A 20,491-nucleotide genomic window follows, 5' to 3' on the forward strand; every position below is an offset into this window, starting at 1 on the left:
GGCCGGGCTTGACCCGGCCATCCGCGAGCTAATCGAGACGAACGACGTGGATGCACGGCACGAGGCCGGGCATGACCACCGGGAAGATTTCAGGGAGGCACGCCATGAACATGAACATCATGAACGTCGACTACTCGACCAAGATTCCGAACAACGTGAATCTCGCCGAGGACCGCCAGGTCCTCAAGGCGCTGGAAGGCTGGCATCCCGGCTACGTCGACTGGTGGAACGACATGGGCCCCGAGGGCTTCCAGCAGTCGCTGGTGTACTTGCGCACGGCCTATTCGGTCGATCCGCGCGGCTGGGCGAAGTTCGATTACGTCAAGATGCCCGACTATCGCTGGGGCATCCTGCTGGCTCCGCAGGAAGAGGATCGCAAGATCCCGTTCGGCGAGCACTATGGCGAACCGGCCTGGCAGGAGGTTCCCGGCGAATATCGCGCGCTGATGCGCCGCCTGATCGTGATCCAGGGCGACACCGAGCCGGCCTCGGTCGAGCAGCAACGCCATCTCGGCAAGACGGCGCCGTCGCTCTACGACATGCGCAACCTGTTCCAGGTCAACGTCGAGGAGGGCCGTCACCTCTGGGCGATGGTCTACCTGCTGCAGAAATATTTCGGCCGCGACGGCCGCGAGGAGGCCGACGAGCTGCTGCGCCGCCGCTCGGGCGATGCGGACAGCCCGCGCATGCTCGGCGCCTTCAACGAGAAGACGCCGGACTGGCTGTCGTTCTTCATGTTCACCTACTTCACCGACCGCGACGGCAAGATGCAGCTGCACTCGCTCGCGCAGTCCGGCTTCGATCCGTTGTCGCGCACCTGCCGCTTCATGCTGACGGAGGAGGCGCATCACATGTTCGTCGGCGAGACCGGCGTCGGCCGCGTGATCCAGCGCACGGTCGAGGCGATGCGCGAGGCCGGGATCGACGATCCCACCGACATCGCCAAGGTCCGCGCGCTGGGCGTGATCGACCTGCCGACCATCCAGAAGAAGTTGAACCTGCACTACACGCTGTCGCTCGACCTGTTCGGCTCGGAGGTCTCGACCAACGCGGCCAATGCCTTCAATGCCGGCATCAAGGGCCGCTATCACGAGACCCAGATCCAGGACGATCACCAGCTCAAGAACTCGACCTATCCGGTGCTCAAGCTGGTCGACGGCGAGATCAAGCGGGTCGACGAGCCGGCGCTGACCGCGCTCAACATGCGCCTGCGCGACGACTACTCGCAGGACTGCGTCAAGGGCCTGCTGCGCTGGAACAAGATCATCACGACCGCAGGCTACGACTTCCAGCTCAAGCTGCCGCATACCGCCTTCCACCGCGCCATCGGCGAGTTCAGGGACGTCCATGCGACGCCCGACGGCATCCTGATCGACGAGGGCACGTGGGCGAAGCGCAAGGGCGACTGGCTGCCGTCGGCCGACGACGGCGCCTACATCTCCTCGCTGATGAAGCCGGTCACCGAGATCGGCGAATACGCCTCGTGGATCGCGCCCCCGAAGGTCGGGATCGACAACAAGCCGGGTGACTTCGAGTACGTGAAGATCGAGACTTGATGAGAGGCGAATAGCGAGTTGCGAGTAGCGAATAGGGGAAGTAGCCTATTCGCTATTCGCTATTCGCTATTCGCTATTCGCCCTTCTCAGCTGTCCCATCCCGCACCCGGAATGCCCGGGTTCGCGTAGACGATGCCGCCATCGACCGCGATCGTATTCCCCACCACGTAGTCGCCCGCGCGCGAGGCGAGGAAGATCGCCGTGCCAGCCATGTCCTCGTCGGTGCCGATGCGCCCAGCGGGCACGCGCGAGGCGACCTCGTCGGCGTTGTCGCGCGCGGCCTTGTTCATGTCGGACTTGAACGGTCCGGGCGCGATCGCGGTCACCACGATGTGGTCCTTGATCAGCTTGGCCGCCATGCGCCGCGTCAGATGGATCAGGCCGGATTTGCTCGCCGCATAGGAATAGGTCTCGAGCGGGTTGACGAAGATGCCGTCGATCGAGGCGATGTTGATGACCTTTGCCGGCCGTTCGGCGCTGGCCGCCGCACGCAAGGGAGCTGCGAGCGCCTTGGTCAGGAAGAACGGCGTCTTGAGGTTGAGGTTCATCACCTTGTCCCAGCCGCTCTCCGGGAATTCGTCGAAGTCGGCGCCCCATGCCGCGCCGGCATTGTTGACGAGGATGTCGAGCTTGGGCTCGCGCTTCTTGATCTCGCCCGCGAGCGTCTCGATGCCGGCCATCGTCGAAATGTCGATCGGCAGCGCGACGCATTCGCCGCCATATTCCGTCGTCAGTGCCTTGGCGGTCGCCTCGCAGGGCCCGGCCTTGCGCGCGGTGATGTAGACCCTCGCCGCGCCATGCGCGAGCAGGCCGGATGCGATCATCTTGCCGATGCCGCGCGAGCCGCCGGTGACGAGCGCGACGCGTCCTTCGAGTGAGAACAAGTTCCTGAGCATGAAGCCTCCCTTTCCTTATGTCATGCGCGCTTGTGAGCGGGACGCGCCAGCACGTCAAGTGAGACGCAGTCGCACGAATTCGCCGCAATTCAATCGGAGGGCAACGTTATGGCGGGGCTATGCCGCGTCGATGCGGCGAAAGCCGTTCCACATCGCGGTGGCCGCGCCCGAGGTCAGCACCGGCAGCACGCGGGCGTGCTGGTAATGGCCGTTCAGCGAGACGCGCGACAGGGCCGTGAGATGATCGGCGCTTTCCGCGAAGATCATGCCGGGCCGGGTGGTGACGGCGGTCTTGTAGCCGCTCGCGGCCGCCAGCACGAATTCGCGCTGGGAAGCGGCGGCGCGGTCGCCGTAGGGGTAGGCCATGTGCAGCACCGGCCGCTGCAACTCGTTCTCGATCCGAGCACGGCTGTCGGCGATCTCGATGCGCGCCGTCTCCTCGGTCTGCTTGGCGAGATTGCAGTGACTGATCGAATGCGCGCCGATCGAGATCAATGGCTCAGTCGAAAGCGCCCGGAGCTCGTCCCAGGACAGGCAGAGCTCACGGCAGATCGAGGCCTCGTCGACGTCGTAGCGCGCGCACAGCGCGCTGATCTCACGCCGGACGTCGTGCTCGCCCGGCAGTGCGCGCAGCCAGTCGTGCAGGCGCTGGAACGTCACGCATTTGGCTGCCGGCGTCGATGCATCGAGCTGCAGCGACAGCCCGCCGATCTCGATGTCGATCGCGTCAGTCTTCGCGACCAGCCGCTCCAGCGTCACCCACCAGAGCCGGCCCAGTCCCGATGCGAAATCGCTCGTCACATAGATGGTGAACGGCGCATCGAACTCGCGCATGACAGGCAGCGCGAAGTCGCGATTGTCGCGATAGCCATCGTCGAAGGTGAAGCAGGCGAAGCGGCGCGAGAAGTCCTTCGCCACCAGCCGGCTGTGCAACTCGTCGAGGGTGATGATCTCGATGTCGTGGTCGCGCAGGTGCGACAACATCTCGCGCAGGAAATCCGGCGTGACCTCGAGGTGACAATTGGGCTGGAAATCGGCGTCGCGGTGCGGCCGCACATGATGCAGCGTATAGATCGCACCCACGCCCGAGAAGATCGGGCGCAGCCAGACATGCGCGCCGCTCAGATACAGCGCTTCCAGGCCGGCACGGATAAAGGTTTTGCGAAATCGCCTCATCTGAAATATGCGGCCCGGTGAGTGTCGGGACAAGGTTACCGACGAATGATTGAAGAAAACCTTAGCCTGCGGTCACAACGTACCGTGCGGCGCTCCTCATTTCCGGTTTGACAGGCATGCAAGGGTTTGTTTTCTCTCTGCTTCCTCGATGCGACGGATGACGAATGCGCGGACTTTTCAGGTGGAGCGGGAAATGGTGGCCTGGCGTCATTCCGCTGATCGTGCTTTGGGGCCTCGCGGCCTGGACCAGCACCGTTCCCCTGGAGAATGATCTCGCCGGACGCAGTTCGGCCGTCCTGACGGGGGCGGTGCTCGACAGGACAAGCATCACGGTGGACGGCCGCGATGTCTCGCTGCGCGCCAATGCGTTTTCCGAGGCCGGACGCCGCGATGCGGTTGCTGCGGTCGACGGCGTGGCCGGCGTGCGGCTCGTCAACGACGAGACGCGGCTGGTCCCCGAGGCCAAGCCCTTCGTCTGGTCGGCCGAGCGCGACGTCGTCCGGGTGACGCTGGGCGGCAGCGCGCCGCTGCCCGCCTTGAAGGGCAAGCTGATGGACGCGACCCGGGCGGCGCTGCCGGGCGTGGAGGTCGCGGATCAGATGGGCCTGGCACGCGGCGCGCCGGCGCGCTTCGAGGATGCGGCGCTGCTGCTGATCGGCCAGATCGCCAAGCTGAAGGACGGCAAGTTCACGATCTCCGACGGCGACGTCACATTGTCCGGCATGGCGCGCGAGCTCGGCGGCCGCGAGGCGATCGCGGCCGCGCTCGGAAAGCTGCCGGACGGCTTCAAGGTCGCCAGCAACGAGGTCAAGGCGCCGCCCTATGTCTTCCAGGCCTACAAGGACCCGGTCGCGGTCACCGTGACGCTTGCAGGCAACGTTCCCGACGAGAACATCCACGCCGTCGTCGTCGGCTCTTCATCGCGCAAATTCTTCAGCGAGAAGGTCGTCGACAATCTCAAGAACAGCCTCGGCGCGCCAACCAATTTCGTGAATGCGGTGGTGCCGGCGCTGGGCGCCTTGTCACGGCTGTCGACCGGCACGCTGGTGGTGTCCGACCGTGACATCAAGATTTCCGGTGATGCGCTTTACGACGCCGCAGCGGCCCAGATCCGGACCGGGCTCGCCAAAGATGTCCCACAGGGCTGGCAGGTGAAGGCCGACATCACGGTGAAGCCGGCAGCCGCCCCGGTCGATCCCACGGTGTGCCAGCAGCTGTTCTCCGACCTGCTCGGCAAGGCCAAGATCCGGTTCGAGACCGGCCGCAGCGACCTCGACAGGGATTCCACCGGTCTGCTCGACCGCCTCGTCGAGATCGCGTTCCGCTGTCCCTCCGCCAATGTCGAGATCATCGGGCACACCGATGCCGACGGCGACTCTGCCGCCAATCAGGTGCTGTCGCAGAAGCGCGCCCAGGCGGTGGTCGATTATCTGGTCAAGGCCGGACTGCCGGCCGACCGTTTCAGCGCGATCGGCTATGGCAGCACCCAGCCGGTCGCCGCCAACGACACCGCCGACGGCCGGGCGCAGAACCGGCGCATCGAATTCGTGGTGAGGTAACGTCATGGCCTATCTCGTTGCCTTTCACTGGGGCTGGCTGGCCGGCGCATTCGCCATCGGGCTGGCGATGGGCTGGGTCGCCGTGGTGCATCGTGCCCCGCGCGTGTCGGGCTGGCTGACCTGGCTGCTGGCGGCGCTGGCCGCCGGCCTGGTCGCGACGGCCGTGGCCTGCCTGATTCCCGGCCGGGCCGGCTACTGGCTCGAGCTGCTGCTGATCATGTTCGTGCCCTACCTCGTCGGCTGCGCCATCGGCACCTGGCTTCGGGCGCTGGTGGTGATCCGCAGCATGCGGACGAAATCGGCGGCCTGAGACCGCCGCCCCGGACTGCACCCGACGCCATCTGCCGAGACTGCGGCGGCGCGCCCGCCGTCCGCGTGCCCCGGGTCATCGCAACTGCGAGACACGAAGGTTTGACGAGGCGCGAACCTGTCAAACGCGCGGCTCGCGCTTATCGTTGAGCCATGCTGACCCGCCGAACCGCTGGGCGCCCCGGAAGCCCCGAGATTCGCGTTCCTCACCAAAGTTTAACCTGGGGTTTGCAGGCTGGCGGGGACGTGCGCTGCCCCGCCGTCCTGCATGATGCCTTGTCCGATGCCTTTGCCTGATGTCTTGCCTCATGTGCGGCAAAACGGTGCATCGCATTTCCGCAAAGCCTGCTAAGTATATCCATGTGTACGCTTTTGTTCGCACGCTCCGTGTTCCCCAATGCGTCGAAACGCGCTACGAGGGCGTTGTATGCGCACATGATGCTGCGGCCTCCGGGGCGCGGGGTCCCCGGCCGTCGTGATCGGATCACGGTGAGAGGTGTAGATGCTTGAAGCCATACGCAGAGCGGCCACGTTCCTGCGCGAGAAGCAAGTCCTGCACAAGCTCGGCGTGCTGATCAGCATCGCTGTGATCGCGGTCGCCTGCTACGTCCTCTACCACATGCTGCGCGGCATCGACACCTACGAGGTGCTCGAGGCGATCAAGAGCACGGAGCCGCATCAGATCGCGCTCGCCGCGCTGTTCGTCGCCGCCGGCTATTTCACGCTGACCTTCTACGATCTGTTCGCGGTGCGCGCGATTGGCCACGACCACGTGCCCTACCGCGTCAACGCGCTGGCCGCCTTCACCAGCTATTCGATCGGCCACAATGTCGGCGCCAGCGTCTTCACCGGCGGTGCCGTGCGCTACCGCGTCTATTCGGCCCATGGGCTGAACGCCATCGACGTCGCCAAGATCTGCTTCCTTGCCGGCCTGACGTTCTGGCTCGGCAATGCGGCCGTGCTCGGGCTCGGCATCAGCTATCATCCGGAGGCAGCCGCCTCGATCGACCAGCTGCCGCCCTGGGTCAACCGCATGGTGGCGATCGCGATCCTGGTCGGTCTGTTGGGGTATGTCGCCTGGGTATGGACCAAGCCGCGCGTGGTCGGCCGCGGGCCGTGGACCGTGGTGCTGCCGAGCGGCCCGCTGACCCTGCTGCAGATCGCGATCGGCATCATCGACCTCGGTTTCTGCGCGCTGGCGATGTATGTGCTGGTGCCGGACGAGCCCAATCTCGGCTTCGTCGTGGTGGCCGTGATCTTCGTCTCGGCGACCCTGCTCGGCTTCGCCAGCCATTCCCCCGGCGGGCTCGGCGTGTTCGACGCCGCGATGCTGGTCGGGCTGTGGCAGATGGACCGCGAGGAGCTGCTGGCCGGAATGCTCCTGTTCCGGATGCTGTATTATTTGGCGCCGTTCCTCATTTCTGTAATCTTGCTGACGTTTCGCGAGGTTATCATCAGCACGCGGTCGAAACGGCTGCGGCAGGCCGCGCTCAGCCTCGATCCGGGCCCCCCACCGGAAGCCGCTTTTGTGAGGAAACGCAGCGATTCCGGTGCCTGACGCCAGCTCAAGGGAACAGTAGGACGAGATGGCCCTCGACGCTCCCTCCGACACGCCGCTCTCGATCTTCACCCCCTGGCCGGACCGGCTGCGCCATTCCGCGATCATCCTGCTCGCTGCGGCGCTCGCGCTTGCCGGGCTCGTGCTGCTGGACGAGCTGCTGCCGCTGCGGGCCCTGGCGGTATTCCTGTGCATTTCCGCCGCCGCCCTGGTGCCGTGGCGGCTGCATGGCGCGGTCGCCAAGCGTGAGGAGGAGCGCCACGCCAATCCGGTCGAGGCGCCGGCCGTGAGCGCGGTGGTCGAGGGCATCCCCGATCCCGCCGTGCTGCTCGACCGCGCCGGCCGAGTCATCCACCTCAATGCCGCTGCCGCGCAGCTCGCGCCGGCCCTGCGCAAGGGCGAGCTCGCCCAGTTCGCGCTGCGCACGCCGGAGATCATCACTGCGCTGCGCGAGGCGATCGCCACCACCGAGATCCGCCGTGCCACCTATCACGATCACGTTCCGGTCGATCGCTGGATGGAGCTGATCATCACGCCGGTGCCGGTGCCGACGGCGTTCGGCGGCACGGACAAATGCATGCTGATGACGTTCCACGATCTGACCCCGCTGCGCCGGGTCGAGGAAATGCGCGCCGACTTCGTCGCCAATGCGAGCCACGAGCTGCGCACGCCGCTGGCGGCGCTCTCGGGCTTCATCGATACGCTGCAGGGGCCGGCCAAGGACGATCCGAAGGCGCGCGAGCGCTTCCTCGGCATCATGCACATCCAGGCGACGCGCATGGCGCGGCTGATCGACGATCTGCTGTCGCTGTCACGGGTGGAGCTGTCGGCGCATGTCCAGCCCCACGCCATGGTCGACGTCGTCCCCATCATCCGCCAGGTCACCGACGGGCTGGAGTCGCTGGCGCGCGAGCGCCAGGTGGTGATCGAGACCAGCCTGCCGGACGTGCCGGTGACGATCGCCGGCGACCGCGAGGAGCTGCTGCGCGTGTTCGAGAACCTGATCGAAAACGCGCTGAAATACGGCGCCTCGGGCGGGCGCGTGATCGTCTCGCTGGAGCAGGCCGTCTCCGCCGAGAACGCGCCGGAGATCCGGGTCAAGGTGCGCGATTTCGGCCCCGGCATCGCGCCCGAGCATCTGCCGCGCCTGACCGAGCGCTTCTATCGCGTCGATGTCGGCGACAGCCGCGCGCAAGGCGGCACCGGGCTCGGCCTCTCCCTGGTGAAGCACATCCTCAACCGCCATCGCGGCCGGCTGCTGATCGAAAGCGTGCCGCGCAACGGTGCCGCCTTCACGGCGTGCTTTCCGCAGTCGAAGCCGGCGCGGGGCGCCTGATCGCCCGTCGCATCTGCGGCCCGGCGCGGGCCGGGCTCACGTCCATGGTCGTTGTGAGTTGAGGCCGCCGGAGATCCCAGGGCGATGCGGAGCATCCTCATCGCCCGTCGCGGCCAACTTCCTCAGCGCGTGGTCGACTTCGCCGGCTGGCGGCGGCGGTCGGCCGCGGGCTGATAGGCGACGCGCGAATGCTGCGCGCAATAGGGCAGACCGGAAAGCGCCTTGCCGCCGCAGAAGAAGAAATCCGCGCTCGAGGGATCGCCGACCGGCCAGTGGCAGGTCGCCTCGTTGAGCTCCAGCAGCGACAGCCGCTGGTTCATCGGCACGACGTTGTCGAATGCAACCGGATCGGGCTCCGCCTCAACCTCGAAAACCTGTGCGAGCGCCGTGTTGCCGCGCGCCACCGGGCGCGCCACCCGCATCATCGGCTGTGCCGGGCGGGCCGCCTTGCGCTGGCGCGGTGCCGCGGTGGCCGGGCTCTTGGCGCGGCCGGACAGGCCCAGCCGGTGCACCTTGCCAATCACGGCGTTGCGCGTCACGTTTCCGAGTTCCGCGGCGATCTGGCTGGCCGACAGTCCGGCTTCCCAGAGTTTTTTCAGTTGCTCGACGCGATCGTCGGACCAGGTCAATACGGTCATCGAACCTTTCCCTTCGCGTTGCGCCGGCCAATTCCGGGACGGCGCTGCGATGCTGTCTCAAGAAAATCCCTGGCGGCAGAATCCCTTGTCCCTCGCCGGGCACGCGCAAGGCACCCGGACGTTACGCAAACTCAGAGAACTTCGAGAGGGATCAGAACTGCCGCACGAGATGTCGTACTCGACGTTGAAAACGCTACAATATGGCGTGACTCCCGCGCAAGAGTCGGCGGCCGCAGTCCACACATTCCGTGGTTCCCTGTGGCGTGTCTCGAGGCGTGTCAGGCGTCCGGAATCTCACGGGCCGGCCCCCCATGCATCAGCTGACGCGTAGTTGACTCCCACCGCTGCCCGCATACAATAGATGCACGTGCCGCCTTGAAAAGGCGGCACATTTTGTTTTCCAGGGTGGGGTCCCTGATGCGCGATGGCGCCGCGTGGCGCGTGTCTCGGCCGGCCCGTCAGCTCATGTGATCCGCCATGACCAGTGTTGCCGCTACGCATCTCCTCCCCGTATTCGCCCGGGTCGATCTTTCGTTCGAGCGCGGCGAAGGCGCGTGGCTGATCGCGACCAATGGCGACCGTTATCTCGATTTCACCTCGGGCGTCGCGGTCAATTCGCTCGGCCATGCGCATCCGCATCTGGTCAAGGCGCTGCAGGAGCAGGCGGCCAAGCTCTGGCACATGTCGAACCTGTTCAAGAGCCCGGATGGCGAGCGCCTTGCCGCGCGGCTGTGCGAGCAGAGCTTTGCCGACTACGTGTTCTTCGCCAATTCGGGCGCGGAGGCGATGGAAGGCGCGATCAAGATCACGCGCAAATATCACGCCGCCAAGGGACATCCCGAACGCTATCGTATCATTACGTTCGAAGGCGCGTTCCACGGCCGCACGCTCGCCACGCTCGCCGCGACAGGTTCGGCCAAATATCTCGACGGCTTCGGTCCGCCGATGGACGGCTTCGATCAGGTTCCGTTCGGCGACATCGAAGCCGTGAAGAAGGCGATCGGTCCGCACACCGCCGGCATCCTGGTCGAGCCGGTGCAGGGCGAGGGCGGCGTGCGCACCGCGCCGCTGCCGTTCTACAAGGCGCTGCGCCAGCTCTGCGACGACAACGGTTTGTTGCTGGTCATCGACGAGGTCCAGACCGGCATGGGCCGCACCGGCGATCTGTTCGCGCATCGCTGGCTCGGCGTCACGCCGGACGTGATGTCGCTGGCCAAGGCGCTCGGCGGCGGCTTTCCCATCGGCGCCGTGCTTGCGACGGCCGAGGCCGCGTCGGGCATGACGCCGGGCTCGCATGGCTCGACCTTCGGCGGCAATCCGCTGGCGGTCGCCGCGGCCAACGCCGTGCTCGACGTGATGCTGGCGCCCGGCTTCTTCGATCACGTCCGCAAGATGTCGTTGCTGTTGAAGCAGAAGCTCGCCGCCGTTCTCGATCGTCATCCCGACATCATCTCCGAGATCCGCGGCGAGGGCCTTCTCATCGGCGTCAAGGCGGTGGTGCCGTCGGGCGATCTGGTCACGGCGCTGCGCGATCAGAAGCTGCTCACCGTCGGCGCGGGCGACAACGTCGTGCGCTTCCTGCCGCCGCTGATCGTCAACGAATCCGAAATCGAACAATCGGTCGAGATGCTCGATCGCGCCTGTGCGGCGCTGTCGGGCGGGCCTGCCAAGCAGGCGGCCGCATCATGAGCAAGACCATGGGCAATACGCCGCGTCATTTCCTCGATCTCACCGAGATGCCGGTGGAGGAGCTGCGCAACGTGCTGGCGCTGTCCAGCGCGATGAAGAAGACCTTGAAGGCGCGCGAGCCGGCGAAGAAGCCGCTCGAGGGCAAGGTGCTGGCGATGATCTTCGACAAGCCGTCGACGCGCACGCGCGTGTCGTTCGACGTCGGCATGCGTCAGCTCGGCGGTGAGGCGATCATGCTGACCGGCACCGAGATGCAGCTCGGCCGCGGCGAGACCATCGCCGACACCGCGCGCGTGCTGTCGCGCTATGTCGACGCCATCATGATCCGCATCCTCAGCCACGAGGCGCTGCTCGAGCTTGCCGCGCATGCCACCGTGCCCGTGATCAACGGCCTGACCCGGCGCTCGCATCCCTGCCAGGTGATGGCCGACGTGATGACCTTCGAGGAGCATCGCGGCTCCATCGAGGGCCGCACCGTGGCCTGGACCGGCGACGACAACAACGTGCTGGCCTCCTGGGCCCATGCCGCCGAGCGCTTCAAGTTCCGGCTCAACGTCGCCACCCCGCCGCAGCTGTCGCCCGGCAAGCCGATGAAGGATTTCATCCGCGCCACCCGGGCCGACATCCATCTCGGCCACGATCCGGAAGTCGCTGTCGCCGGCGCCGACTGCGTCGTCACCGACACCTGGGTGTCGATGGGCGACAAGGATGGCGAGCATCGGCACAATTTGCTCAAGCCCTATCAGGTCAATTCCAAGTTGATGTCGCTGGCGAAGCCCGAGGCGCTGTTCATGCACTGCCTGCCGGCCCACCGCGGCGAGGAGGTCACCGACGAGGTGATCGACGGCCCGCAGTCGGTGGTGTTCGACGAAGCCGAGAACCGCCTGCATGCGCAGAAGGGCATCTTGGCCTGGTGCTTCGGCGAGCGGGCTTAGGGTTCGACGGCGCAATTTCACCGGTGTCGTCCCGGCCTTGAGCCGGGACCCATACCGCGTGATCGAACTGATTTGCAGCTGTGGCCGTTGCTCGGCGTAGTTGGAGCGATCGTGGTTCGTCGGTTACGGCTTAGCGTCGGCGACTACCACCGGCGTTCCTCGATAGCATCCGCGGTATGAGTCCCGGCTCAACGCCGGGACGACAGCCGGGGATGCCCTTCCATTCGTTTCAATCATCCCCAAATACGCCCCATGACAACCAATCCCCCCGACACCGACATCAACCTCGATACCAGCCGCGCCCCCTCGGCGGTGCCGGTCGACGACGCCGTGCTGCCGTTCGAGGTCGCGGCGCTCGATCTGCGTGGGCGACTGACCCGCATGGGCCCGGCGCTCGACGACATTCTCACCAAGCACGCTTATCCCGCGCCCGTGGGCAAGCTGCTCGGCGAGGCCATCGTGCTGACGACCTTGCTCGGCTCCGCGCTGAAATTCGACGGCCGCTTCATCCTGCAGACCCAGACCGACGGCCCGGTGTCGTTCCTGGTGGTCGACTTCCAGGCACCCGATCGCCTGCGTGCCTATGCCCGCTTCGACGAAGCCCGGCTGGCGGAGGCCAAGGATTCCGGCGGCCTGCTCGGCAAGGGGCATCTGGCGATGACCATCGACCAGGGCGCCGACATGAGCCGCTACCAGGGGCTGGTCGCGCTCACCGGCGGCAGCCTGGAGGAGGCCGCTCATGAATACTTCCTGCGCTCCGAGCAGATCCCGACCCGCGTGCGCCTCGCCGTCGGCGAGGAGTGGAGCGGCGGCAAGCACCGCTGGCGTGCCGGCGGCCTCCTGACGCAATTTTTGCCGCAGGCGCCGGAGCGCTTGCGCCAAGCCGACCTGCATCCCGGCGATGCGCCCGAAGGCACCGAGCTGCATGCGATCGAGGAGGACGAGGCCTGGGTCGAGGGCCAGTCGCTGGTCGCGACCGTCGAGGATATCGAGCTGATCGATCCCGCGCTGTCGGGCGAGCGGCTGCTGTATCGCCTGTTCCATGAGCGCGGCGTGCGCGTGTTCGACCTCGTGCCGCTGCAGGCGCGCTGTTCCTGCTCGCGCGATGCGGTTGCCAACATGCTGAAGAGCTTCTCGCCCCAGGACCGCGCCGACATGGTCAAGGACGACAAGGTCGTCGTCACCTGCGAGTTCTGCTCCTCGGTCTATCACTTCACCCCGCACGAAGCCGGCGTGACGGAGAACTGACTCTGTTGCGCTCGCTCCGCGCGTCGTACCGATCGTGGTCGAGCGACAACCCTCCGTACGTCATCGCGAGCGCAGCGACGCGATCCGCAGTCGCTTCGACAGTTCTGGATCGCGTCGTCGCTTCGCTCCTCGCGACGACGCTTGATAGGCTGCGTCGCACGGCATCGGAGAAAACGTCGGGAGTTCGTGTGCGCCGGCGATCTCGATTAGTTCGTTGTTGAAAATCGGCTTTCTCGCTGATCGACGCCACATCCATGCCCGTCGCGTTGATTGGTCGCAGCAACAAACCGCTTGTGCCGTCGGGCAAATCACTGGCACATTTCCGCGCGTCTTGCTGCCGCACGAGGGGCGTTTCGCGACCGTCACGGACCGTTGGCAGCGGGACGCGATGGGCGTGCATGGCCGCAGCGTAGTCAGTCTGCGCGGACGAACGGCGATGCACGTACGGTCAAGTCGCGCGGTCCTGATATCCCGATGCTGATATCAACTCACGCTGAAGCTCCGCTTCGCGTTGAGGATGGTGGCCAACAAGCCCGGCGCACCAGGGAGAACGCGAAGCAGCCGTTAAAACCGTCGCGCAGGGAGGGCCGGGTCGTTCCGGCTGGACCTGTGGTACCTGCCGCCTGCATTTTTTTCTGCAGGCGGGCCGCAGGCCTCAGCCGAGGCCCGGCCTTCCCTGCGCCCTCTATTTGCAGAGGGCGGGTGAATGGACAAGGCTCGGGCGCGGGATGCGTCGCGAGAACGATTTCGTGCGGCGCGGGTGCAGGATCTGTCGTATTGCAGCACAAGAGACAGCGAGCAGACGAGACTTGGGGCAGTCGGACTGCATGCCTTCTCAGCTAGTTCAACACCCGCTTGCCCTCGGGGCTGTCGAGCGAGAAGGCCGGCACGGCGATGTCGAAGTGCTCGCCGCTCTCGCTCTCCATTTGATACGAGCCGGCCATGAAGCCGGACGCGGTGGTGAGCGGGACACCGGAGGTGTATTCGAAGCGCTCGCCCGGCGCGAGCACCGGCTGCTCGCCGACCACGCCCTCGCCGCGGACCTCCTGCTGCCGGCCGATCCCATCGGTGATGATCCAGTGCCGGCTGCGCAGCCGCACCGTCTCCTCCCCGCTGTTGGTGATGACGACGGTATAGGACCAGAACCAGCGGCCATCGGCCACCGACGACTTCTCAGGCAGGAAGTTCGGTTCGACGGTCACTTCGATGTGGCGAGTCACGGCGCGATACATGGTGGCATTGTAGCGGAAACCCGCGCCGGAACCAATCGCGACGCCATCGTGCTTTCAACACAGTTCCGCATTATGGCACAAGAATCGCGGACTTTGTCGGCCGTACGCGCGATCCGTTCCTTGGACTCGGATCGGGCGCGGCAGGCAGCACCCTGGGGGCGATCGACCTGTCCTGCGTCGTGCGATCGCCCACCAACCGTCCGCCAAGGTCGAAAAACTGGGCGCGGCCCAGCTGATAAGTCCTTCATCGCTTGCGTAAAATCTGCGCAGCCCTACATTTCCCCTGCCGGGCCTCGAAGGCTGGCAGCCTTGACGCGGTGCCTGATGACGTCGATTGTCGATCGCCCTGCCGGACCGTCCGCCCCCGCCGCCAGCGCCGCACCCGCGCCGGCTGCGGAGACTGCCGCCGCGGTGAGCGCGGCTGCATCTGCATCTGCATCTGCCGTCGCGGCGGCGCCGGCCGTCACCGCTGCACCCGCCACCACCGCTGCTCCTGCGATCACCTTCCCGGCGGTCGGCGAGCGCGAGCTGCGGCTCGACCTGTTTCGCGGGCTGGCGCTCTGGCTGATCTTCATCGACCACCTGCCGCCGAACCTGCTGACCTGGTTCACGATCCGCAACTACGGCTTCTCCGACGCCACCGAGATCTTCATCTTCATCTCCGGCTACACGGCGGCATTCGTCTATGGCCGGGCGATGCAGGATGCCGGCTTCATCGTCGCCACCGCGCGCATCCTGCGCCGCGTCTGGCAGATCTACGTCGCCCACGTCTTCCTGTTCACGATCTTCCTTGCCGAGATCTCCTACGTCGCGACCAGCTTCGAGAACCCGCTCTACACCGAAGAGATGGGGATCATGGACTTTCTCAAGCAGCCGGACGTGACGATCGTGCAGGCGCTGATCCTGCGCTTCCGCCCCGTCAACATGGACGTGCTGCCGCTCTACATCGTGCTGATGCTGTTCCTGCCGCTGATCCTGTGGCTGATGCGCTGGCGTCCTGACGTCACGCTCGGGCTCTCGGTCGTTCTCTACGCACTCACCTGGGAGCTCGATCTCTATCTGACGGCCTATCCGAACGGCTTCTGGGCGTTCAACCCGTTCGCCTGGCAGCTCCTGTTCGTGTTCGGGGCCTGGTGCGCGCTCGGGGGCGCCCAGCGCATGTCGCGCATCATCAACTCACCGATCACGCTCGGGCTCTGCGTCGCCTATCTGGTCGCGGCCTTCTGCGTGACCCTGACCTGGTACATTCCGCAGCTCGGCCATCTGATGCCGCGCCGAATCGAGCAGTGGATGTATCCGATCGACAAGACCGACCTTGACGTGTTGCGTTTCGCGCATTTTCTCGCACTCGCAGCACTCACCGTGCACTATTTGCGCAAGGATTGGCCGCTCTTGAAGTCGCCGTGGCTGCGTCCGCTGATTGTTTGTGGGCAACACTCGCTCGAGATCTTCTGTCTTGGCGTGTTTCTGGCGTTTGCGGGCCACTTCGTCCTTGCCGAAGTGTCCGGCGGCGCCATGATGCACGCGGTGATCAGCCTTTGCGGCATCCTCATCATGTGGGGGGTGGCGTCGTTGATTTCGTGGTACAAGCGTGAGGCCGATAAGGGGGCCGCGCGAAAAGGTGCGCGCAGCAACGCCGATCTGGCGGGAGGGGGCTGATGAAGTCCGTCTCGTGGTTAAGGTTGGGTATCGCAGCGCTGGCTGTTTCGCTGGCGGCCTCCGCGCGCGCGGAAGACGCGCCGCAGAACTGCGAGGTGCCGGCCTACCTGCTGACAACCGAGAGCCCGCTCCCGAAGGTTGCAGACGCCGCCAAGAATGGCCGCACGCTGGATATTCTCGTCGTCGGAAGCCGCTCATCCTCCATTGTCAGCACCTCCGACGCAAATGCCTACCCCGCCCGTCTGCAGGCGGCGCTGAAGGACAAGCTGCCGGCCGTCACCGTCAATCTCAGCGTCGAGCTGCAGCCCAAGAAGACGGCCGAGGAGGTCGCGGGCAATCTCGTTAAACTGGTGGAAGGAAAACGGCCTAATTTGGTCATCTGGCAGACCGGCACGGTCGACGCCATGCGGTCGATCGATCCTGATGAGTTCCGGCAGGCGGTCGACGACGGTGTGGCGACGCTGCAGAAGGCGGGAGCTGACGTCGTCTTGATGAACCTGCAATACAGTCCGCGGACGGAAACATTGATCTCCGTGCCGCCCTATGTCGACAACATGCGTGTGGTGGCGCAGCAGCGCGACATCCCGCTGTTCGATCGGTTTGCCATCATGCGGCAGTGGAACGAGCAGGGCGATTTCGACCTGTTCAATCCGACGCACGGGGTCGAGCTGGCCAGGCAGGTTCATGACTGCATCGGCCGGGCGCTGTCGAAGTTCATCATCGACGCGGCGCATATCGGGCCGGCGCAGCAGAACTAGGATTATGTCGTTCATGACGTCGAATGAGTGTCACCGCGTATCCGGGACATGGGAGAAGCTTTCGGCCGTTGCGGTCATTGCCATCGCCCTCGCGCTGAGCCCGCAGAAGGTACGGGCGCAGAGCGCAGCGCCGGCTGCACCCGCCGCGCTTTCCGATGTGAAGAGCTCCGGTCCGAAGCCTCCGTTGATCAGCGAGCTGCGACCGAGCATCGGTCACATCACATTGGCGCAGGCGAACGATCAGATGCGCGGGCCGATCGCCGCGGTGCGCCCGGCGGCCACGACCTCGCCGCCCGCGGCGACGACCGCGCCGGCCATGACCGATGCACAGCCGCCGGCTGCAGCCGGGCAGGCCGTCGCGGCCACGCCGCCGCAATCGCGCAGCATCACCGAGCGGGCGATCGACAAGGTCAAGCAGGTCGCCAAATCGGCCACCGACATCTTCAACCGCGTGCCGTGCCTGCCGCCGAAGGGTGTCGCCAAGAAGAACTTCATTTCGCTGCCGCACGTCGCCAACAAGCTCGCCTCCGGCCTGCCGGTCGTGATCGTCGCCTTCGGCTCATCGTCGACGCAGGGCTTTGGCGCGAGCGCGCCGGACTACACCTATCCGAACCGGCTCGCCGCGCAGTTGCGCCGGCAATATCCCATGGTCGACATCAGCGTCATCAATGCCGGCGTCGGCGGCGAGGATGCGCCGGAGATGATGAAGCGACTGGAGACGTCGGTGATCGACCGGCGTCCGGATCTCGTGATCTGGCAGGTCGGCACCAATGCCGTGCTGCGCGATCTCGATCCGGCCGAGACCGCCAGGCTGGTCGAGGACGGCGTCGCCAAGATCCAGGCGGCGGCCTCCGATGTCGTGCTGGTCGACCTGCAATATTCGCCGCGCGTCAACGAGCGCTCGGAGAACGCCAGCCGCATGAACAGGCTGCTCGGGCGTATTGCCGAGCTGCATCACGCCGGCATCTTCCCGCGCTTCGAGGTGATGCGCGACTGGCACGAGCGCCAGGCGATCCCGATCAACGAGTTCGTGATCTCGGACGGCCTGCACATGAGCGATTGGGGCTATGCCTGCTTCGCTCAGTTGCTCGGCGACGACATCATCCGCTCGGTCGGCCAGGTCAAGCTCGGCATCAACGCACCGGCCGAGGTGCCGACCTATCGGCCGATGTGATCGAGCGCGAGTGGGAAACAGCGAGTAGCGAATAGGGAAAGAGATCCTACTACTCGCTACTCTCTATTCGCCATTCGCTACGCCGCGCTGAGGGCGGCGTCGAGATCCTCGATCAGATCGTCGGCATGCTCGAGTCCGGCGGAGAAGCGGATGAAGCCCTCGCTGATGCCGAGCTCGGCGCGCGCCTCCGGCGTCAGCCGCTGATGCGTCGTCGTCGCCGGGTGCGTGACCAGCGTCTTGGCGTCGCCGAGATTGTTGGAGATGCGCGCGAGCTTCAGGCCGTTGAGCGTACGGAACGCAGCCGCCTTGCCGCCCTTGACCTCGAAGCCGACCAGGGTCGAGCCGGAGCGCATCTGCTTGCGGACGGTTGCCGCCTGCGGATGGTCCTCGCGGCCCGGATAGATCAGCCGCGAGATCTTCCGATGCGCGGCGAGGAAGTCAGCCACTTTCGCCGCCGTCTCGGTCTGCGCGCGCACGCGCACCGCCAGGGTCTCCAGGCCCTTGAGCAGAACCCAGGCGTTGAACGGCGAGATCGACGGGCCGGTCTGGCGCATGAAATTGTGGATGTGCTCGGCGATGAACGCCTCCGACGACAGGATCACACCGCCGAGGCAGCGGCCTTGGCCGTCGATGTGCTTGGTCGCGGAATACACCACGACGTCAGCGCCGAGCGCGAGCGGGCTCTGCCAGATCGGGGTGGCGAACACGTTGTCGACGATCAGCCGCGCGCCATGGGCGTGCGCGATCTCGGCGATGGCGGGGATGTCCATCACGTCGAGCGTCGGATTGGTCGGGCTCTCCAGGAAGAACGACTTGGTGTTGGGTCTGACCGCCTTCTGCCACTGGGCGAGGTCGAGCCCATCGACCAGGGTCGACTCGATGCCGTAGCGCGGCAAGAGATCCTCGACCACGTAGCGGCACGAGCCGAACAGCGCCTTGGCCGCGACGACGTGGTCGCCGGCACGGAGGGGAGCCAGGATTGCCGTGGTGACCGCGGCCATTCCGGTTGCGGCCGAGCGGCAGGCCTCGGCGCCCTCGAGCTCGATCATGCGGCGCTCGAACATCGCCGTGGTGGGATTGGAGAAGCGCGAATAGATGAAGCCGGGATCCTCGCCCTTGAAGCGCGCCTCGCATTCCTCGGCGGTGGCGTAGACGAACCCTTGGGTGAGATAGAGCGCCTCGGCGGTCTCGCCGAATTCGGAGCGCAAGGTGCCGGAATGCACCAGCCTCGTTTCGGGACGATAGTGGGCGAACGACGCCGGCGCCTTCGCGGGGGACTTCGACATGTGACCTCCATCGTGGCCACCGCCTCGGGCGATGGGCACAAAAAAACCGGCCTGGGAAAACTCCTCACGGCCGGGATCACAATCGTCCCCGGCCTGTTTAGCGACTTATTTAACGTGGCTGCAAGCCGGCCGGCTCAAATCACCACGGGATAAGTCGTGCTCATAGTCGTAACCGGCCTTTCCGTCAAGCCAGCCATCGGATAACCGGTCAAAAGACCCTATATTGGCTCAATAAGCCGCCGTTCCGGCGCCTGCAAAGGATCAGGTCTTGCCGTTTTCGCTCAGCCCCGACGCCCACGGCATCCTCCCCGATCGCATGATCGTGGCGATGACGGAGGCTGGCCTGATCATCCCCGAATATGATTTCGTCGAGAGCCAGATCCAGCCGGCGAGCCTCGATCTGCGGCTCGGCGACATCGCCTATCGCGTGCGTGCGAGCTTCCTGCCCGGGCCGGGCGCGACGGTCGCCGAGCGCATCGACGAGCTCAAGCTGCACGAATTCGCACTTGCCGACGGCGCGGTGCTGGAGACCAACTGCGTCTACATCGTGCCGCTGTTGGAGAGCCTGGCGCTGCCCAAGGACATCGTCGCGGCCGCCAATCCGAAAAGCTCGACCGGGCGGCTCGACGTGTTCACCCGCGTGATCGCCGACGGCACGCGACGCTTCGACATGATCGGCGCGGGCTATCACGGCCCGCTCTATGCCGAGATCAGCCCGAAGACGTTCCCGGTCCTGCTGCGCGAGGGCTCGCGCCTGTCCCAGGTTCGCTTCCGCTATCGCGACGCGGTCCTGTCGGAGGACGAACTGATCGCGCTGCACCAGGCCGAGCGACTGGTGGATCGCGACGATGCCGATCTCACCGGCGGCGTCGCGCTTTCCGTCGACCTGTCCGGCAGCAATGCGAACGGATATGTGGGCTATCGCGCCAAGCGCCACACCGGCGTCGTCGACGTCGACCGCCGCGCCGGCTATCCGGTCGAGGAGTTCTGGGAGCCGATCAAGGCACGTACCGACGGCAGCCTCATTCTCGATCCCGGCGAGTTCTACATCCTGGCCTCCAAGGAGGCCGTGCAGGTGCCGCCGGACTACGCCGCGGAGATGGTGCCGTTCGATCCGCTGGTCGGCGAATTCCGCGTCCACTATGCCGGCTTCTTCGATCCCGGCTTCGGCTATGCCGGCGCCGGCGGGCAGGGCTCGCGCGCGGTGCTCGAGGTGCGCTCGCGCGAGGTGCCGTTCATCCTCGAGCACGGCCAGATCGTCGGCCGTCTCGTCTACGAGAAGATGCTGGCGCGGCCGAATGCGATGTATGGCAGCCGCATCGGCTCCAACTACCAGGCCCAGGGCCTGAAGCTCTCCAAGCATTTCCGTCTCTGAGCGCGGCTGCGTCTGCCGCGCACCCCCAATGCGCCTGCCGCACAGGGCGCGCGCCAGCGCCGTGCTAGGAAAGCGAGAGCAATCGAACGATAACACGGCCGCGGCCT

The 20,491-nt window shown here is 65.9% G+C and carries 17 protein-coding genes and 1 riboswitch; of the genes, 12 read left to right on the plus strand and 5 right to left on the minus strand.

Annotated elements, in window-relative coordinates; all coding sequences use genetic code 11:
* Positions 1 to 104: 104 nt before the first annotated feature.
* On the plus strand, positions 105 to 1,556 hold the full coding sequence (boxB, locus tag ACQR13_RS17420) for a benzoyl-CoA 2,3-epoxidase subunit BoxB (protein ID WP_316193454.1): 1,452 nt from the start codon (positions 105 to 107) through the stop codon (positions 1,554 to 1,556).
* An 86-nt stretch (positions 1,557 to 1,642) separates the two neighbouring features.
* Here boxB and ACQR13_RS17425 read toward each other — a convergent pair whose 3' ends face one another.
* A complete protein-coding gene (locus ACQR13_RS17425) occupies positions 1,643 to 2,452 on the minus strand; it encodes an SDR family oxidoreductase (protein ID WP_316173221.1) in 810 nt (269 codons plus the stop codon).
* Between the two features lie 117 nt (positions 2,453 to 2,569).
* A complete protein-coding gene (locus ACQR13_RS17430; protein WP_316193453.1) occupies positions 2,570 to 3,628 on the minus strand; it encodes a polysaccharide deacetylase family protein in 1,059 nt (352 codons plus the stop codon).
* Positions 3,629 to 3,792: 164 nt separating this feature from the next.
* Between ACQR13_RS17430 and ACQR13_RS17435 the strand changes: the two genes are divergently transcribed.
* From ACQR13_RS17435 to ACQR13_RS17450, 4 genes are all read left to right on the plus strand, one after another.
* Positions 3,793 to 5,187: an OmpA family protein gene (locus ACQR13_RS17435; RefSeq protein WP_316187461.1), complete on the plus strand. Its 1,395-nt coding sequence runs from the start codon at positions 3,793 to 3,795 to the stop codon at positions 5,185 to 5,187.
* 4 nt (positions 5,188 to 5,191) lie between these two features.
* The gene (locus tag ACQR13_RS17440; protein WP_315717139.1) at positions 5,192 to 5,497 is read left to right on the plus strand and encodes a hypothetical protein; all 306 of its coding nucleotides are present in this window, start codon (positions 5,192 to 5,194) and stop codon (positions 5,495 to 5,497) included.
* 501 nt (positions 5,498 to 5,998) lie between these two features.
* Positions 5,999 to 7,054 (plus strand): lysylphosphatidylglycerol synthase domain-containing protein, encoded by a 1,056-nt coding sequence (locus tag ACQR13_RS17445; protein ID WP_315751236.1) that lies wholly within the window; start codon positions 5,999 to 6,001, stop codon positions 7,052 to 7,054.
* A 28-nt stretch (positions 7,055 to 7,082) separates the two neighbouring features.
* Positions 7,083 to 8,390 (plus strand): ATP-binding protein, encoded by a 1,308-nt coding sequence (locus ACQR13_RS17450; RefSeq protein ID WP_315717141.1) that lies wholly within the window; start codon positions 7,083 to 7,085, stop codon positions 8,388 to 8,390.
* 122 nt (positions 8,391 to 8,512) lie between these two features.
* Here ACQR13_RS17450 and ACQR13_RS17455 read toward each other — a convergent pair whose 3' ends face one another.
* Positions 8,513 to 9,028 (minus strand): GcrA family cell cycle regulator, encoded by a 516-nt coding sequence (locus tag ACQR13_RS17455; protein ID WP_315717142.1) that lies wholly within the window; start codon positions 9,026 to 9,028, stop codon positions 8,513 to 8,515.
* Positions 9,029 to 9,505: 477 nt separating this feature from the next.
* Between ACQR13_RS17455 and ACQR13_RS17460 the strand changes: the two genes are divergently transcribed.
* The 3 genes from ACQR13_RS17460 to ACQR13_RS17470 all read left to right on the plus strand — a co-directional run bounded on the left by ACQR13_RS17460 (position 9,506) and on the right by ACQR13_RS17470 (position 12,900).
* Positions 9,506 to 10,717, plus strand: a complete 1,212-nt coding sequence (locus ACQR13_RS17460) for an aspartate aminotransferase family protein (RefSeq protein WP_315717143.1) — start codon at positions 9,506 to 9,508, stop codon at positions 10,715 to 10,717.
* Between the two features lie 8 nt (positions 10,718 to 10,725).
* A complete protein-coding gene (gene argF, locus ACQR13_RS17465) occupies positions 10,726 to 11,652 on the plus strand; it encodes an ornithine carbamoyltransferase (protein ID WP_315717175.1) in 927 nt (308 codons plus the stop codon).
* 252 nt (positions 11,653 to 11,904) lie between these two features.
* Positions 11,905 to 12,900, plus strand: a complete 996-nt coding sequence (locus ACQR13_RS17470; RefSeq protein ID WP_315717144.1) for an Hsp33 family molecular chaperone — start codon at positions 11,905 to 11,907, stop codon at positions 12,898 to 12,900.
* A gap of 839 nt (positions 12,901 to 13,739) precedes the next feature.
* Here ACQR13_RS17470 and apaG read toward each other — a convergent pair.
* The gene (apaG, locus tag ACQR13_RS17475; RefSeq protein WP_315717145.1) at positions 13,740 to 14,132 is read right to left on the minus strand and encodes a Co2+/Mg2+ efflux protein ApaG; all 393 of its coding nucleotides are present in this window, start codon (positions 14,130 to 14,132) and stop codon (positions 13,740 to 13,742) included.
* Positions 14,133 to 14,456: 324 nt separating this feature from the next.
* Between apaG and ACQR13_RS17480 the strand changes: the two genes are divergently transcribed.
* The 3 genes from ACQR13_RS17480 to ACQR13_RS17490 are packed head-to-tail and all read left to right on the plus strand — an operon-like array spanning position 14,457 to position 17,723.
* A complete protein-coding gene (locus tag ACQR13_RS17480; RefSeq protein WP_316201981.1) occupies positions 14,457 to 15,791 on the plus strand; it encodes an OpgC domain-containing protein in 1,335 nt (444 codons plus the stop codon).
* Positions 15,791 to 16,549 (plus strand): SGNH/GDSL hydrolase family protein, encoded by a 759-nt coding sequence (locus tag ACQR13_RS17485; protein WP_316195067.1) that lies wholly within the window; start codon positions 15,791 to 15,793, stop codon positions 16,547 to 16,549. The genes ACQR13_RS17480 and ACQR13_RS17485 overlap by 1 nt, the downstream gene beginning before the upstream one ends.
* A 13-nt stretch (positions 16,550 to 16,562) precedes the next feature.
* Positions 16,563 to 17,723: a GDSL-type esterase/lipase family protein gene (locus ACQR13_RS17490; protein ID WP_434863026.1), complete on the plus strand. Its 1,161-nt coding sequence runs from the start codon at positions 16,563 to 16,565 to the stop codon at positions 17,721 to 17,723.
* Positions 17,724 to 17,800: 77 nt separating this feature from the next.
* On the opposite strand, the gene ACQR13_RS17495 is transcribed toward ACQR13_RS17490, so the two are convergent.
* Positions 17,801 to 19,009, minus strand: a complete 1,209-nt coding sequence (locus ACQR13_RS17495; protein ID WP_434863027.1) for an O-succinylhomoserine sulfhydrylase — start codon at positions 19,007 to 19,009, stop codon at positions 17,801 to 17,803.
* Positions 19,010 to 19,085: 76 nt separating this feature from the next.
* Positions 19,086 to 19,165: riboswitch (SAM riboswitch) on the minus strand.
* Between the two features lie 112 nt (positions 19,166 to 19,277).
* Between ACQR13_RS17495 and ACQR13_RS17500 the strand changes: the two genes are divergently transcribed.
* Positions 19,278 to 20,384, plus strand: coding sequence for a 2'-deoxycytidine 5'-triphosphate deaminase (locus ACQR13_RS17500; RefSeq protein ID WP_316165598.1), 1,107 nt, complete (start codon positions 19,278 to 19,280; stop codon positions 20,382 to 20,384).
* Positions 20,385 to 20,491 lie beyond the last annotated feature (107 nt).

It is taken from the genome of Bradyrhizobium sp. HKCCYLRH3059 (assembly GCF_051168035.1).
Classification (GTDB): Bacteria; Pseudomonadota; Alphaproteobacteria; order Rhizobiales; family Xanthobacteraceae; genus Bradyrhizobium.